The following is a 13293-nucleotide window of genomic DNA, read 5'->3' on the forward strand; positions in this document are numbered from 1 at the left end:
AAATATAGTGGTTTGATGGGGATTTGCGCAGGCCGGGCCGGAGACTGGCCCTAGTCCAGCGCGATATCCGTCCAAACCAGCCGGTGGCGGCTGGCACTGGTTGCGGCCGCGTTCGGGGCGTCCGGCCAGATAACGCCGGCTCCGGTGACGGCCAGCCCGGCAGAGGGCAGCACATAATCCACCCGCATCCGTCCGGCGCCCTGCCACTCCACGGTTGCGGTTCCGGCGTGAGGGCTGAGCGGCTGCGGGTCCTGCAGCCGGGGATCGCCCAGCAGATGGCGGATGGCATCTTTGCGGCCGTCACCGCGATCCGGGTCGAGATTGGCGTCGCCGGCAATCACAAAGGGCGCCTCGGGGACGGCGCCCAGGCGGCCATCCAGCAGCAGCTGCCACAGGCGGATTTCATCGCGGTTGCGCCGCCCGTTGCGGTCTTCCGGCCCGTCAAACACTGGCGGCGTAGCGTGAAATGTCATCACGTTCAGCTGCCCGCCGCCGGGCAAATCCAGCGGCACCAGCCAATGCGCGGTGGCAGACAGGCGCTGCACGGCTTGCACCTCGCCGGACGGAAACGGGCGCCCGTCCGGGTGTTCTGGCAGCTGGGCGCCGGGCAGGTCCCGCCACAGCAGGGCCGAAAAATCACGGATCCCGTTACGGTCAACCGGCAGCCGCGACAAGAGCGCAATGCCGCCTTGGCCGCGGAACCGGCCATAGCCCTGATTGTCGCGCGGCCCGCCGGTCCTGCCATCGCCGTCCATGTCCAGCGAGGCCGGGGGCGGCAGCCCGGCATTGGGCTGCAGGGAAACGCGGTAAGGATAGGCCGCGCCGGCCTCTTCCAGCAGCCCGGCCAGGGCGGCAAGGCTGCGGCCCTCGTAATCCCAATCCAGCCCCTGCAAAGCCAGAACATCCGGCTGTGCGGCGGTGATCACCTCCACCACAGCGGCAATTTGCGGGTCACCGCCGCGCTCAATGTCGCGCAGCAGCAGGCCAGGCCCGTCCCGTGACAGCTCTGTGTTGAAGGTTGCGATGCGCAGGGTGTCAGCCCGGCCTGTTCCGGCGGCAAGGATCAGAAGAAGACCCGCCGCCAGCCGCCTCATGCGGTTTGCAGTGCCTCGCCGGAGGCGTGGCTGGCCGCTCGCCGTTTCTGCTCGATAAGCCAGGCGATGCGGATCATCGCCATTCCGCGCATGATCATGGACGCGGGTACCAGCGCCCAGGCGCTGATTACCCAGATCAGCATATGGGGCGCCGCCAATATTCCGGGGTCGACCAGGCCCGAGGCCATTTTGACCGCCGCGGGCAAGGCAAACGGCAGCAGTACGCCGCCGATGATGTTAACCCGCCCGTCGCGCTGCAGCCGCTGCACCACATCGCCGCCGGCGGTGGGGTCGAACAGGGGCAAGTTGACCCAGACATTGAAAGCGCCGCTGCCGACAGGCCAATGGCCGACACGGATCACCAGCGCAAAGACGGCAATCGCGGTGCCCGCAATCGCACAAACCAGACCGGCGGCATCGCGCACCATCAGCACGGTGGCTTCCGGAACCTGCGGAGGCAGCATCAGCACCGTCAGCTGCACAGGCGAATAGGCAAAGTCCAGCTGTCCGCCCAGCCAGCCGCCAAGACGGTGGATCAGCGCGGTCAGCCCGGTGGGTTCCAGCGGATGGGTGGCCAGCAGGCTCAGCGCGCCGACAGACGCAGCGCAGGCGGCAAAACGCAACCGGTTGATCGGCGGCGCATTGCGGAACTCTACGATGCTGGGGAAGTGCGAGTTGTATTCGGTGAAGGCCAGGGCAGAGCCCAAGAGCGCAATGAACAGGATGATTTCCGGAGACTCGGTGGCTGATGCCGGCAGGATTAGCGTCGGCATGGCAAACAGCATAGCCACCAATATGCCGCGGAACGCCGCGCCTGTGATGCGTGCAAACACGTCTCTCAATCCCTTCAAACTGGAACGGGCGTTTTCGCCTCTGGGTCCAGATTTGAAGCCCCCCGGGAATGGCCCAGGGTGCTCTGCCTCATTTTTGCCCTATTGTTGCCGGGCGGCGGCTTTCCGCTCAAGGCCTGGCGGCAGGGCAGGGGGCACTTTCGCCGCGGGACTGGTGCCCGATTGCATCAGGGTTTTGGTGCAGAACGAGAGGGTTGGTGGGTGCCTACCAGATGCTGTGGATGAGAGTATTGGGGGCACAACGAGGCAGCCCGTTCTGAATTGCGGCGGGAATGCGGCGCGAATCTGGCGGGCGAAAAAAGAAGAGCCGCCCATGCCGGGCGGCTCTGAAGTGTTCTTGGCAGTGCGCGAGGGTCAGACCCAGGGGCGGGCCTGCGCGGCCTTGTCCTCAAATGTTTTGATGGAGTCCGCTTTTTCCATGGTCAGACCGATATCATCGAGGCCGTTCAGCAGGCAGTGCTTCTTGAACGCATCGACTTCAAACGGGATCACCTCGCCGTCCGAGGTGGTGATCTCCTGTGCTTCCAGGTCCACGGTCATGCGGGCATTTGCCCCCTTCTCCGCGTCAGCCATCAGGATGTCGACCTGTTCCTGCGGCAGCACGATCGGCAGGATGCCGTTCTTGAAGCTGTTGTTGAAGAAAATGTCGGCGAAGGATGTCGACACGATGCACTTGATGCCGAAATCGGCAATTGCCCAGGGCGCGTGTTCGCGCGAGGAGCCGCAGCCGAAGTTGTCGCCCGCCACCAGGATCTCGGCGTCGCGGTACTGCGGCTTGTTCAGCACGAAGTCCTCGATCTCGGTGCCATCACGGTTAAAGCGCATCTCGTCGAACAGGTTCTTGCCAAAGCCGGTGCGCTGAATGGACTTCAGGAACACCTTGGGGATGATCATGTCGGTGTCGATGTTCACGAGCGGCATCGGGGCGGCGATACCTTGCAGTTTCTGGAATTTTTCCATTGCCAGTCTCCTTGTGCGAACCCGTGTGAGGCAAGTCTGCCGGGTTCAGGTTTTTTGATGTCAGGGCCGCGCGGCCCCGAAATTTCATTCAAGCGGGGGTTCGTTGCTGTTGGCGCTCAGGCCGCAGGCATCAAGGTCAAAGCCTATCTGTTCTGCGAAGTCGGCAACAAAGCTCCCGCGAAGCGGACGGACACGTTTGTGAAAGGCGCGGATACGCGATGAATAGAGGTGGACCGCTTGGGTATCATTGCTCAGCCATCCTTCCACGCCGCCCATCGGATTGAAGTAGGCGTCCGCAAAGGACCACGGCAGCGGGTTCAGTGCATCCTGCGGCAAGGCGTGCATGTCTTCACCATGCTTGGGCAGCATATGCGACAGCGCACGCGGACCGGCGGCAGTCGGTATCAGTTTGCAGGCCTCGTAAAGCCTGCGCCCCTTGCCGGACTCTTTGGCAGTGCGCCGGGTGGCGGGACGCAACCATTCCGGGACATAGGAAGGATCGGAAAACAGGTCGATCAATTCGTGCAACGAGGCGGAATTCTCAGGCAAATGCAGCACAGCGTTGTTGATCATGCCGCTATGTTCATAGCCGGCCAAGTACCCATCCTTAGGTATGAAGGGGCGGTAACAGAATACATCCGTGTCGGCCCAAATCATGCCTGCATCCCGGATCATGCGCAGCCGGAAGAAATCGGAGAACACCGTCGGGCTGACCCGGTCCAAGAGTTTTTCCGGGTAGTCCCAGATCTCGCGGGCTGGAACCAGGTCAAGCCCCTCGATTTGCGGGTCTTCCATTTCTTCCGTGTGGAACAGAGTGACCGGATGCCCTCTGTGCAGAAACGACTGCAAAGACATCCGGCCAATCCAATCCATCTGCGATCCAACCCAGACCGTTCCCACCGGAAGCAAATCCGGGTGTGCCGTATTTGCTCCGGCGGCAACCATCAGATCAGCTCACGCACATCCGTCAGCTTGCCGGTCAGCGCGGCGGCGGCTGCCATGGCTGGCGACACCAGATGGGTGCGGCCCTTGTAACCCTGGCGGCCTTCGAAGTTCCGGTTCGAAGTTGCGGCGCAGCGCTCACCCTCGGACAGTTGGTCAGGGTTCATTGCCAGGCACATGGAGCAGCCCGCAAGACGCCACTCGAACCCGGCAGCTTCAAAGATCTCGGCCAGGCCTTCTTCCTCGGCCTGCGCCCGCACCAGGCCGGAGCCGGGAACGATCATGGCGCGCATGCCGTCCTTGATCTTCTTGCCTTTCACCACCTCGGCCACGGCGCGCAGGTCTTCGATGCGGCCGTTGGTGCAGGAACCGATGAACACGGTGTCGATCTCGATGTCGGTCAGTTTCTGACCGGGGGTCAGGCCCATGTATTCGATCGAACGGCGGGCGGCTTCGACCTTGCCGCCGGTGAAGTCTTCAGGTGCGGGCACCACGCCGGTGATCGGCAGCACGTCCTCGGGCGAAGTGCCCCAGGTCACAACCGGCTGGATGTCTTCGCCCTTCAGGGTGACAACCTTGTCGAAATGGGCGCCTTCGTCGGTGAACAAGGTTTTCCACCAGGTCAGCGCGGCTTCCCACTGGGCGCCTTTCGGGGCGTGCGGGCGGCCTTTGACATACTCGAACGTGGTCTCGTCCGGGGCGATCAGACCGGCGCGGGCGCCGCCTTCGATGGCCATGTTGCAGACGGTCATGCGGCCTTCCATCGAAAGATCGCGGATCGCTTCGCCGCAATATTCGATGACATAGCCGGTGCCGCCGGCGGTGCCGGTCTCGCCGATCACGGCCAGGGTGATGTCCTTGGCAGTCACACCCGGCTTCAGTTTGCCGGTGATCTCCACCTTCATGTTCTTGGACTTCTTCTGGATCAGCGTCTGGGTGGCCAGCACGTGCTCCACTTCCGAGGTGCCGATGCCATGCGCCAGCGCGCCAAAGGCGCCGTGGGTCGCAGTGTGGCTGTCGCCGCAGACCACGGTCATGCCGGGCAGGGTCCAGCCCTGTTCCGGGCCGACGATGTGCACAATGCCCTGGCGGACGTCATCCACCGGGTAATAATGCACGCCAAATTCGCGGGCGTTCTTGTCGAGCGCCTCCACCTGGATGCGGCTTTCCTCGTTCTCGATGCCTTTGGCACGATCCAGCGTGGTCGGCACGTTGTGGTCCGGCACCGCGATGGTCTTGTCGGGCGCGTGCACGCCGCGGCCGGCCATGCGCAGGCCCTCAAAGGCCTGCGGGCTGGTCACTTCGTGGACCAGGTGGCGGTCGATATAAAGCAGGCTGGTGCCGTCCTCGGCTTCATGCGCAACATGCGCATCCCAGATTTTGTCATAGAGTGTTTTGGGGGACATGGGTCCACTCCCGTATGTATTTGGGTATGCTGGCTTTGGGCTGGGCAACGGCCTTATAGGCGTGCCAGGACCGTGCGGGCGGCGCCATAGAACCGTTCGCGCAGCCGTGCGCGGTCTTGCAGTTCGATCTTTTGCGCCAATACGAGGGTCATGGCTGTCAGATACATCCGCAAGGGCCGGCAATCAAGATTCGTTCTAAGGCAGGGAATGGCAGGCGGCAGAGACATTAAACCGCCGTACCGCCCGGCGCTGCCCGCGTCTCTTCTTGATTGAAACCGGGCAGGACGGCAGACTGGAGGAAAAAGGGGGCGTGATGGAGCCGGAAGAGCAGACCCTGCCAAAGGATGCAATCGCGGAAAGCACCGCCGAGGCGCTGGAGTTCGGGCAGCAGATCTGGGGCTTGCTGATGCAGGGGGGCGAGCTTCTGCTAAGGCCCTGGAACGCCTATCAGGTTGGCATTGCACTGGCGGTGTTCGTGCTGGCTGCCCTGATCGCCAAGCCGTTGGGCAGGGCTTTCCATGACTGGCTGCGCGGGCGCGAAGGCTGGCCGCGCTGGCGGATGCGGGTCGGGCTGGTGCTGCACAAACGGATCCGCGGCATCCTGTTTGTGCTGCTGATCTGGCTGGTGGTGCTGATCATGCAGGAGGCGACCTGGCCCAGCCGCTCGCGGTTGCTGGAACTGATCGCCAACCTGTCGCTGGCCTGGCTGATTGTCTCTTTTGCGACCAGGCTGGTCGGCAACCCCTTGCTGCGAAACCTGGTGAAATACGGCGCCTGGACCTGGATCACCCTGCGTATTCTGGGGATCACCCAAGAGGCAATTCATCTGCTGGACGGCATTGCCATAGAATTCGGCGACCTCAGGATTTCGCTCTATCTGGTGGTTCAGGCGGCGGTCATTCTTGGGGTGATGCTGACGCTGGCGCGGGTGATTTCATCGGTGGCGGCAAACCGCATCCGCAGCAACCCCGATATCTCTCCGTCAATGCAGGTGCTGGGCGCCAAGATGGCGCAGATCCTGCTGTTCGGCGGCGCCTTCTTCATTGGCCTTAAGGCCATCGGCATCGATCTGACCGGGCTGGCGGTGCTGTCGGGTGCCATTGGCGTCGGCTTGGGGTTCGGCCTGCAAAAGGTGGTGTCGAACCTGGTGTCGGGCTTGATTATCCTGTTGGACAAATCGATCAAGCCGGGCGACGTGATCTCCTTGGGCGATACCTTCGGCTGGATCAACGCGCTGGGCGCGCGCTATGTCTCTGTCGTGACCCGCGACGGGCGGGAGTATCTGATTCCAAACGAGGACCTGATCACCTCGCAGGTGGTGAACTGGTCGCATTCCGATAAGTTCGTGCGGCTGGATTTGACGTTCGGCACCGGTTACAGCGACGACCCGCACAAGGTGCGCAAGATCGCGATAGACGCCGCATTGGGGGTGAACCGGGTGCTGAGCGCAGGCGGCAAGAAACCGGTCTGCCATATCACCGGTTTTGGCGACAGCAGCGTTGATTATGTTCTTAGAATCTGGATCGACGACCCCACCGGAGGCCTCACCAATATCCGCGGCAATGTCTATCTGGCGCTGTGGGATGCGTTCCAAGCTGAAGAGATCTCGATCCCCTTCCCGCAACGCGAAGTGCGGATGCTGAACGACCCGCTGCCGGTCAGGGTTGCACCTGCCGGGAATGAGGGATAAAGCACAGGGCTTGCATCGCCAGGGCGGGGTTTCATTGAAAATTCACCATCTGGTTGCTACATTATTAATAGGCCCGGCGCCGGGGCTTGGCGGCGCGTTGCAAGGAGGACTCTGTCCTGTCACCCGTACCTCAAGCGGCGGATGCCGCTGTTAATGGGGCAGCCGTGATGGCCGCCCAGTCCCAGCCCACCAGCGAACAGCTGCTGGAGCGGATTCTTTCTTCACTCAGCGATGACAAAGCCGAAGATGTTGTGCAGATCGATCTGCGCGGCAAGACGGCGATTGGCGATTACATGGTGCTGGCCTCGGGCCGTTCCACCCGCCAGGTTGCCGCCATGGCTGAAAAGCTGACTGACCGGCTCAAACAGGAGTACCAGCTTGGCTGCAAGGTCGAAGGCAAGGATACAGGCGACTGGGTGCTGATCGACACCGGTGATGTGATTGTCCATATCTTCCGCCCGGAAGTGCGCGAGTTCTATCAGCTCGAGAAGATGTGGATGCCCGCAGGCGCCGCGGCAGCTCCGGCAGCCGAAGGCTGAACCGAAGGCTGATTTGATGCAGGCCCGCGCCAGGGTGCGGGCCGGATTGCTTTTGGAATTTCATGCGACTGCATATCTGTGCGGCCGGCCGGTTGCGGGCTGGCCCTGAAAAATCCCTCATCGACGACTATCTTGCCCGGTTCGACCGGACCGGCCGCGCGCTGGGCCTGGGGCCTGCGCGGGTGGTGGAGATTGAGGACAAAAAGAACGGCGGCATGGCGGCTGAGGCTGCACTGCTGCGCAAGGCCTTGCCTAAGGGCGCGGTGATCTGCACCCTGGATGAGCGCGGCAAGGTGATCTCTTCCCCGGATTTTGCGGACAAGCTGGCAGGCTGGCGCGACAGCGGCCGTCAGGACTTGGCGCTGATTATCGGCGGGGCAGACGGGATTGATCCCAGCTTGCGGGCCGAGGCGGATTTTTCAATCTCGTTTGGCAAGATGGTCTGGCCGCATATGCTGGTGCGGGTGATGCTGGCCGAGCAGATCTACCGCGCCGCAACTATTTTGGCAGGCAGCCCCTATCACCGGGTATGAGGCGTCCCGCCAGGTCGGAATGCGCCTGCGGCGCATGCCTGCGGCGCGAGTATTTTTGAAAAGATGAAGCTCAGCGCGGGGTGAGGATGTAGGCTTCCTGGCCCCAGCCGTCCACCAGACAGCGGGCCTGGATTTCTACGCTTGTGATGCCGTCAGGGATCTGCACGCCGCTGAGCGAGCGGGTAAAGGGTTGTTCGTGTTCGTGCGGATGCGCCAGAACCCGCAAGTCCAGCTCGTTGCCGTCCATGTCCAGCACCCGCCAGCCGTCGGCGTAATGGTCCCAGCCGGTATCCGGGTGGGACAGCGTGACGCTGAACGTCCAGCTGCCGCCGGATTGACGGGCGGTGGCATTCTCGATCACCGGTTCGTCCGCCAGGGCGGGAAGCGCAATGGAGCAGAGTGCGAAAGCGGCAAAGGTCTGTTTCATGGCGCTACCTTAGCCGCGCGCCCAAGAGAGGTGCAGTCACGACACTGTGTCCCCTTTGCTGACTGGCGGGATGCGCAGCAGGATCGTGCGGGAATGCGAGGCAAATTCCCGCCGGTACAGCACCGCAAAGGTGATCACCGCGGCGCCTGCCAGCGGCAGCGCACCCGCCAGCCAGGCCACGGCAGCCAGCGCAAAATAGGTCGCCCGCATGCCGCGGTTAAAGCTGCGCGCAGCAGTGATGCTGATTTCGGCGGCCTGTGCGGCGCGGGGGTAGGCAAGCGGATCCCTGCGGTCATTCGGCACCGCAGCCATCAGCACCGCGCAATAGCCGAACAGCCGGTGCGACCAGACGAATTTCAGAAACGCATTTGACAGAAACAGCAGCACAACCAGGATCTTAACCTCCCAGACAAAGGCTGGTGCACTGTCCTGGATTAGGTCTTCGGCCACGCCGGCCAGCTGTTCGGTATTGCCGATCAGAGCCAGCCCGCCGCCAATTGCGATCATCGCGGCAGAGGCGAAAAAAGCGGTCGCCTGGCGCAGATTGCCTGCCAGCTGGGCATCAAAGATCCGCGGATCGCGCTCGGCCATCTGTTTCATCCAGTCGCGCCGGAAATCCGCCATCAGCCAGGAGACCGAGGGCCGCCCCGCAGGCGGGTTCTCGATCCGCCAGCCGATCCATAGCCAGCCTGCAATCAGCAGGGCGAGGGCGGCAGGGTCGTACAGGGAAAATTGCGCAAGGCGGGTGGTCCAGATCATGGCCTGACACTAGGGGGCTGATCCTGGCGCGGCAATCCGTCTCTTGCCAGACGGGATGATTGGTAATATTATTTTACCAAATAGGAGAAGCCCATGGAGATGCCATCCCCGAACCCCGCCATTCTGGCCCGCAAGGCGCGGCTTGCCGAGCGGCTGCTGGCTGTGCTGCCTGGAGATGCGGTGATCCAGGACGCGGCGGAGACACGCGCCTATGAGTGCGACGCGCTGACGGCCTATAAATGCCCGCCGCTGCTGGCGGTGCTGCCGCGGAATACGCAGGAGGTCTCGGACATCCTGCGAATCTGCCACGAGGAAGGCGTGCCGGTGGTGCCGCGCGGGGCGGGCACTTCGCTGGCGGGCGGGGCGCTGCCGACGGCGGATTGCGTTATTCTGGGTGTGGCGCGGATGAACGGGGTGCTGGAAACCGATTATCAGAACCGCATCATCCGGGTGCAGACCGGGCGCACCAATCTGAGTGTTTCCGGCGCAGTGGAGGAGGAAGACTTCTTCTATGCGCCCGACCCGTCCTCGCAGCTGGCTTGTGCCATCGCGGGCAATATCGCCATGAACTCGGGCGGGGCGCATTGCCTGAAGTACGGGGTGACGACGAACAATCTGCTGGGCGTGACCCTGGTGATGATGGACGGCACTGTGGTGGAGATTGGCGGTGCACATCTGGACGCCGGGGGCTTGGACCTGCTCGGGGTGATCTGCGGCAGTGAAGGCCAGCTGGGCGTGGTGACAGAGGCCACCCTGCGCATCCTGCGCAAGCCCGAAGGCGCGCGGCCCATTCTGGTCGGCTATGACAGCAATGAGGTGGCAGGGGCCTGTGTCTCGGACATCATCAAGGCAGGCGTCTTGCCGGTCGCCATCGAATTCATGGACCGGCCCTGCATTGAGGCCTGCGAGGCATTTGCCAAGGCAGGTTACCCAAAGTGCGAGGCGCTGCTGATCATTGAGGTTGAGGGCAGCCCGGCGGAGATAGACCACCAGCTGGGACTGATCATTGAAATTGCCCGGTCCCACAATCCGGTAGAGCTGCGCGAAGCCGGCGATGCGGACGAGGCCACCCGCATCTGGCTGGGCCGCAAGTCGGCTTTTGGCGCCATGGGGCAGATCAACGACTACATGTGTCTCGATGGCACTATCCCAGTGTCCTCGCTGCCGTTTGTGCTGCGCCGGATCGGCGAGATGAGCCGGGAGTTCGGGCTGGATGTGGCCAATGTGTTCCATGCAGGCGACGGCAATATGCACCCGTTGATCCTGTTTGACGCCAACAAGCCTGGCGATCTGGAAACCTGCGAGGCTTTTGGTGCTGAGATCCTGAAGCTCTGTGTCGAAGCGGGCGGCTGTTTGACTGGCGAGCACGGGGTGGGGATCGAGAAACGCGATCTGATGCTGTACCAATACACTGCCGAGGACCTTGAGGCGCAGTTGAAGGTCAAGGATGTGTTCGACCCGAAGTGGCTGCTCAATCCGGCCAAAGTGTTTCCACTGTCAGCGACCCAAGATCGCCGGGACGTGGCGCTGGCTGCTGAATAATGGGGGCTTTGCCCCCAACCCCCCAGAGTATTTTTGAAAAGATGAAACCATGACACCTCAGACCGAGGCCGAACTGGCCGAAATGATTGCGGGCGCAAGCGGGCCGCTGTGCATTCAGGGCGGCGGCACCCGCGGGCTGGATGCGGATGGCGAGAGGCTGAGCACACGCGCCCTGTCCGGTGTTGAGCTGTATGAACCCGGCGCACTGACGCTGGTGGTCAAGGCAGGCACGCCGGTGGCGGAGGTGGAGGCGCTGCTGGCCTCGGAAAACCAGCGGCTGGCGTTTGAGCCGATGGATCATCGCGGGCTGCTGGGCACGGACGGCGAGCCGACCATTGGCGGGGTGATTGCTGGGAATGTCTCCGGCCCCCGGCGGATCCAGGCGGGCGCGGCGCGCGATCACCTCTTGGGGGTGCGCTTTGTGGATGGCTCCGGCCAAGCGGTGAAGAACGGCGGCAGGGTGATGAAGAATGTCACCGGCTATGATCTGGTCAAGCTGATGTGCGGCGCCCATGGCACCTTGGGGGTACTGAGCGAAGTGTCGCTGAAGGTTCTGCCGCGGGCGGAGGCATCTGCAACAGTTGCAGTTGAAGGCGCTGGACCGGCGGATGCAGTGGCGGCGATGTCCGCGGCTCTGGGATCTCCCTATGACGTGACCGGTGCGGCCTATGATCCGGAGAAGCAAACAGCTTTTGTCCGGGTCGAAGGGTTTGCAGATTCAGCGGCCTACCGGTGCCGCAAGCTGGTTTCGGAATTGGCCGGCTTTGGCAGTCCCAGGATCGAAGGCGAGGACGCCGGCCTTTGGCGAGGCATCCGCGATGCCGCGGCCTTTCACGGGCGGGACGGCGATGTCTGGCGGATTTCGGTGAAGCCATCTGACGCCGTTGCGCTGGCACCGCGGCTGCAGGCCGAGGCGCTGCAGTTCGACTGGGGCGGCGGGCTGATCTGGGCACTGGTGCCTGCGGGCACCGATCTGCGTGCGCGCGTCACCGTGCCAGGCCATGCTACGCTGGTTCGGGCCAGCGCGGACACCCGCAAGCGGCTTTGCGTGTTCCAGCCGCAGCCCGGCCCCCTGGCAGCAATCTCCGACGGGCTGCGGCGCCAGTTCGACCCGAAGGGAATCCTCAACCCCGGATTGATGGGATAAGCACATGCAGACCACTTTCACCGATGCGCAGCTGCAGGACCCGGGCACCCGGCGCGCCAACGAGATCCTGCGTGCCTGTGTGCATTGCGGCTTTTGCACGGCAACCTGCCCGACCTATCAGGTGCTGGGTGATGAGCTCGACAGCCCGCGCGGCCGCATCTACCTGATCAAGGACATGCTGGAGAATGCGCGGGTGCCGGACGAAAAGACGGTCAAGCACATCGACCGTTGCCTGTCCTGCCTGGCCTGTATGACCACCTGTCCCTCGGGCGTGCATTACATGCATTTGGTCGACCACGCCCGGGCCTATATCGAGAAACACTATGACCGGCCCTGGAGCGACCGCGCCTTGCGCTGGCTGCTGGCCCGGATCCTGCCCTATCCGGGCCGGTTCCGCCTGGCGCTGTTTGGCGCGAAGCTGGCGAAACCCTTGAAGGGGCTGATGCCGGACGCGCGACTCAGGGCGATGCTGGATATGGCGCCGCGGCACATCCCGCCGGTCAGCCGCAACGACGATCCGCAAAGCTTTGCCGCTGCTGTGCCCCGCAAGAAACGCGTGGCGCTGATGACCGGCTGCGCGCAAAAGGCGCTGAACACCGATATCAACGACGCCACCATCCGGCTGCTGACGCGGCTGGGATGCGAGGTGGTGGTGGCCAAGGGGGCAGGGTGCTGCGGGGCGCTGACACACCACATGGGGCGCGAGGAGGAAAGCCACGCCACGGCGGCAAAGAACATCCGCGCCTGGGGTGCGGAAATGGACGGGCGGGGGTTGGACGTCATTGTCATCAACACCTCGGGCTGCGGCACCACGGTCAAGGACTACGGTCATATGTTCCGCAACGATCCGCTGGCCGCGGATGCAGCGCGGGTGTCGGAGCGAACCATGGATATCTCTGAGCTGCTGATGCAGCTGGAGCTGCCCGAGGGTGCGGACAAGGGGCTGACCGTTGCCTACCATGCCGCCTGTTCGCTGCAGCATGGCCAGCAGATCAAGACACACCCCAAGACGCTCTTGAGGCGCGCAGGGTTCACGGTGGTGGAACCCGCTGACAGCCATCTATGCTGCGGCTCGGCAGGCACCTACAACCTGATGCAGCCGGAGATTTCCACCGAACTGAAGGCCCGCAAGGTCAAGACGCTGGAGGCCAGGCAGCCGGACCTGATCGCCGCGGGCAATATCGGCTGCATGATGCAGATCGGCTCCGGCACGGAATTGCCCATCGTGCACACGGTGGAGCTGCTGGACTGGGCCACCGGCGGCCCGCAGCCGCCTGCGCTGACGGCGCCGGGCAAACGCGCGCCGGAGGTGCCGGTCCTGCGCTGATGCCATGGCCAAAGAATCGGCTGCATAAACCGCGCATTTGCCCTAATTTTGCCTGAACGGACCCGTAATCTCCCAA

14 protein-coding genes are annotated in these 13293 nt (G+C 63.3%); 6 read left to right on the top strand and 8 right to left on the bottom strand.

The genetic code is table 11. The features are described 5' to 3' along the window. Nucleotides 1–50 precede the first annotated feature (50 nt). The 6 genes from AQUI_RS0110065 to AQUI_RS0110090 all read right to left on the bottom strand — a co-directional run bounded on the left by AQUI_RS0110065 (nt 51) and on the right by AQUI_RS0110090 (nt 5420). Entirely contained in the window at nt 51–1094 is a 1044-nt protein-coding gene (locus AQUI_RS0110065) for an endonuclease/exonuclease/phosphatase family protein (protein ID WP_027257405.1), read from the bottom strand. Then, nucleotides 1091–1927, bottom strand: a complete 837-nt coding sequence (locus AQUI_RS0110070) for a hypothetical protein (RefSeq protein ID WP_027257406.1) — start codon at nt 1925–1927, stop codon at nt 1091–1093. Before AQUI_RS0110070 ends, AQUI_RS0110065 begins: the two co-directional genes overlap by 4 nt. 372 nt (nt 1928–2299) lie before the next feature. Then, on the bottom strand, nt 2300–2905 hold the full coding sequence (leuD, locus tag AQUI_RS0110075; RefSeq protein WP_027257407.1) for a 3-isopropylmalate dehydratase small subunit: 606 nt from the start codon (nt 2903–2905) through the stop codon (nt 2300–2302). Between the two features lie 84 nt (nt 2906–2989). Then, on the bottom strand, nt 2990–3778 hold the full coding sequence (locus AQUI_RS0110080) for a glycosyltransferase family 32 protein (protein ID WP_156916800.1): 789 nt from the start codon (nt 3776–3778) through the stop codon (nt 2990–2992). 71 nt (nt 3779–3849) lie between these two features. Continuing rightward, a complete protein-coding gene (gene leuC, locus AQUI_RS0110085) occupies nt 3850–5253 on the bottom strand; it encodes a 3-isopropylmalate dehydratase large subunit (RefSeq protein ID WP_027257409.1) in 1404 nt (467 codons plus the stop codon). A 53-nt stretch (nt 5254–5306) separates the two neighbouring features. Beyond that, nucleotides 5307–5420, bottom strand: a complete 114-nt coding sequence (locus AQUI_RS0110090; protein WP_024091273.1) for a hypothetical protein — start codon at nt 5418–5420, stop codon at nt 5307–5309. A gap of 146 nt (nt 5421–5566) precedes the next feature. Between AQUI_RS0110090 and AQUI_RS0110095 the strand changes: the two genes are divergently transcribed. The 3 genes from AQUI_RS0110095 to rlmH all read left to right on the top strand — a co-directional run bounded on the left by AQUI_RS0110095 (nt 5567) and on the right by rlmH (nt 8015). Beyond that, nucleotides 5567–6943 carry a mechanosensitive ion channel family protein gene (locus AQUI_RS0110095; RefSeq protein WP_027257410.1) on the top strand — a complete coding sequence of 459 codons (1377 nt, stop codon included), beginning with the start codon at nt 5567–5569 and terminating at the stop codon, nt 6941–6943. 167 nt (nt 6944–7110) lie between these two features. Further along, nucleotides 7111–7482 (top strand): ribosome silencing factor, encoded by a 372-nt coding sequence (gene rsfS / locus AQUI_RS0110100; protein WP_027257411.1) that lies wholly within the window; start codon nt 7111–7113, stop codon nt 7480–7482. Between the two features lie 62 nt (nt 7483–7544). Beyond that, nucleotides 7545–8015 carry a 23S rRNA (pseudouridine(1915)-N(3))-methyltransferase RlmH gene (gene rlmH / locus AQUI_RS0110105; protein ID WP_027257412.1) on the top strand — a complete coding sequence of 157 codons (471 nt, stop codon included), beginning with the start codon at nt 7545–7547 and terminating at the stop codon, nt 8013–8015. Nucleotides 8016–8085: 70 nt separating this feature from the next. Here the strand turns inward: rlmH and AQUI_RS0110110 are convergent, their stop codons facing one another. Together AQUI_RS0110110 and AQUI_RS0110115 are read right to left on the bottom strand one after the other, a co-directional pair. After that, the gene (locus AQUI_RS0110110) at nt 8086–8442 is read right to left on the bottom strand and encodes a hypothetical protein (RefSeq protein WP_027257413.1); all 357 of its coding nucleotides are present in this window, start codon (nt 8440–8442) and stop codon (nt 8086–8088) included. Nucleotides 8443–8478: 36 nt separating this feature from the next. Beyond that, entirely contained in the window at nt 8479–9201 is a 723-nt protein-coding gene (locus AQUI_RS0110115; RefSeq protein WP_027257414.1) for a DUF599 domain-containing protein, read from the bottom strand. 93 nt (nt 9202–9294) lie between these two features. Here AQUI_RS0110115 and AQUI_RS0110120 point away from each other — a divergent pair, with 93 nt between their 5' ends. Genes AQUI_RS0110120 through glcF form a run of 3 tightly spaced genes read left to right on the top strand, consistent with a single transcriptional unit; the run spans nt 9295 to nt 13217 of the window. After that, the gene (locus AQUI_RS0110120) at nt 9295–10743 is read left to right on the top strand and encodes an FAD-linked oxidase C-terminal domain-containing protein (RefSeq protein ID WP_027257415.1); all 1449 of its coding nucleotides are present in this window, start codon (nt 9295–9297) and stop codon (nt 10741–10743) included. Between the two features lie 49 nt (nt 10744–10792). Beyond that, nucleotides 10793–11890: an FAD-binding protein gene (locus AQUI_RS0110125; protein WP_027257416.1), complete on the top strand. Its 1098-nt coding sequence runs from the start codon at nt 10793–10795 to the stop codon at nt 11888–11890. Nucleotides 11891–11894: 4 nt separating this feature from the next. Next, the gene (gene glcF, locus AQUI_RS0110130; protein WP_027257417.1) at nt 11895–13217 is read left to right on the top strand and encodes a glycolate oxidase subunit GlcF; all 1323 of its coding nucleotides are present in this window, start codon (nt 11895–11897) and stop codon (nt 13215–13217) included. The last annotated feature ends 76 nt before the right edge of the window (nt 13218–13293 follow it).

It is taken from the genome of Leisingera aquimarina DSM 24565 (assembly GCF_000473165.1).
In the GTDB taxonomy this organism is placed as follows: domain Bacteria; phylum Pseudomonadota; class Alphaproteobacteria; order Rhodobacterales; family Rhodobacteraceae; genus Leisingera; species Leisingera aquimarina.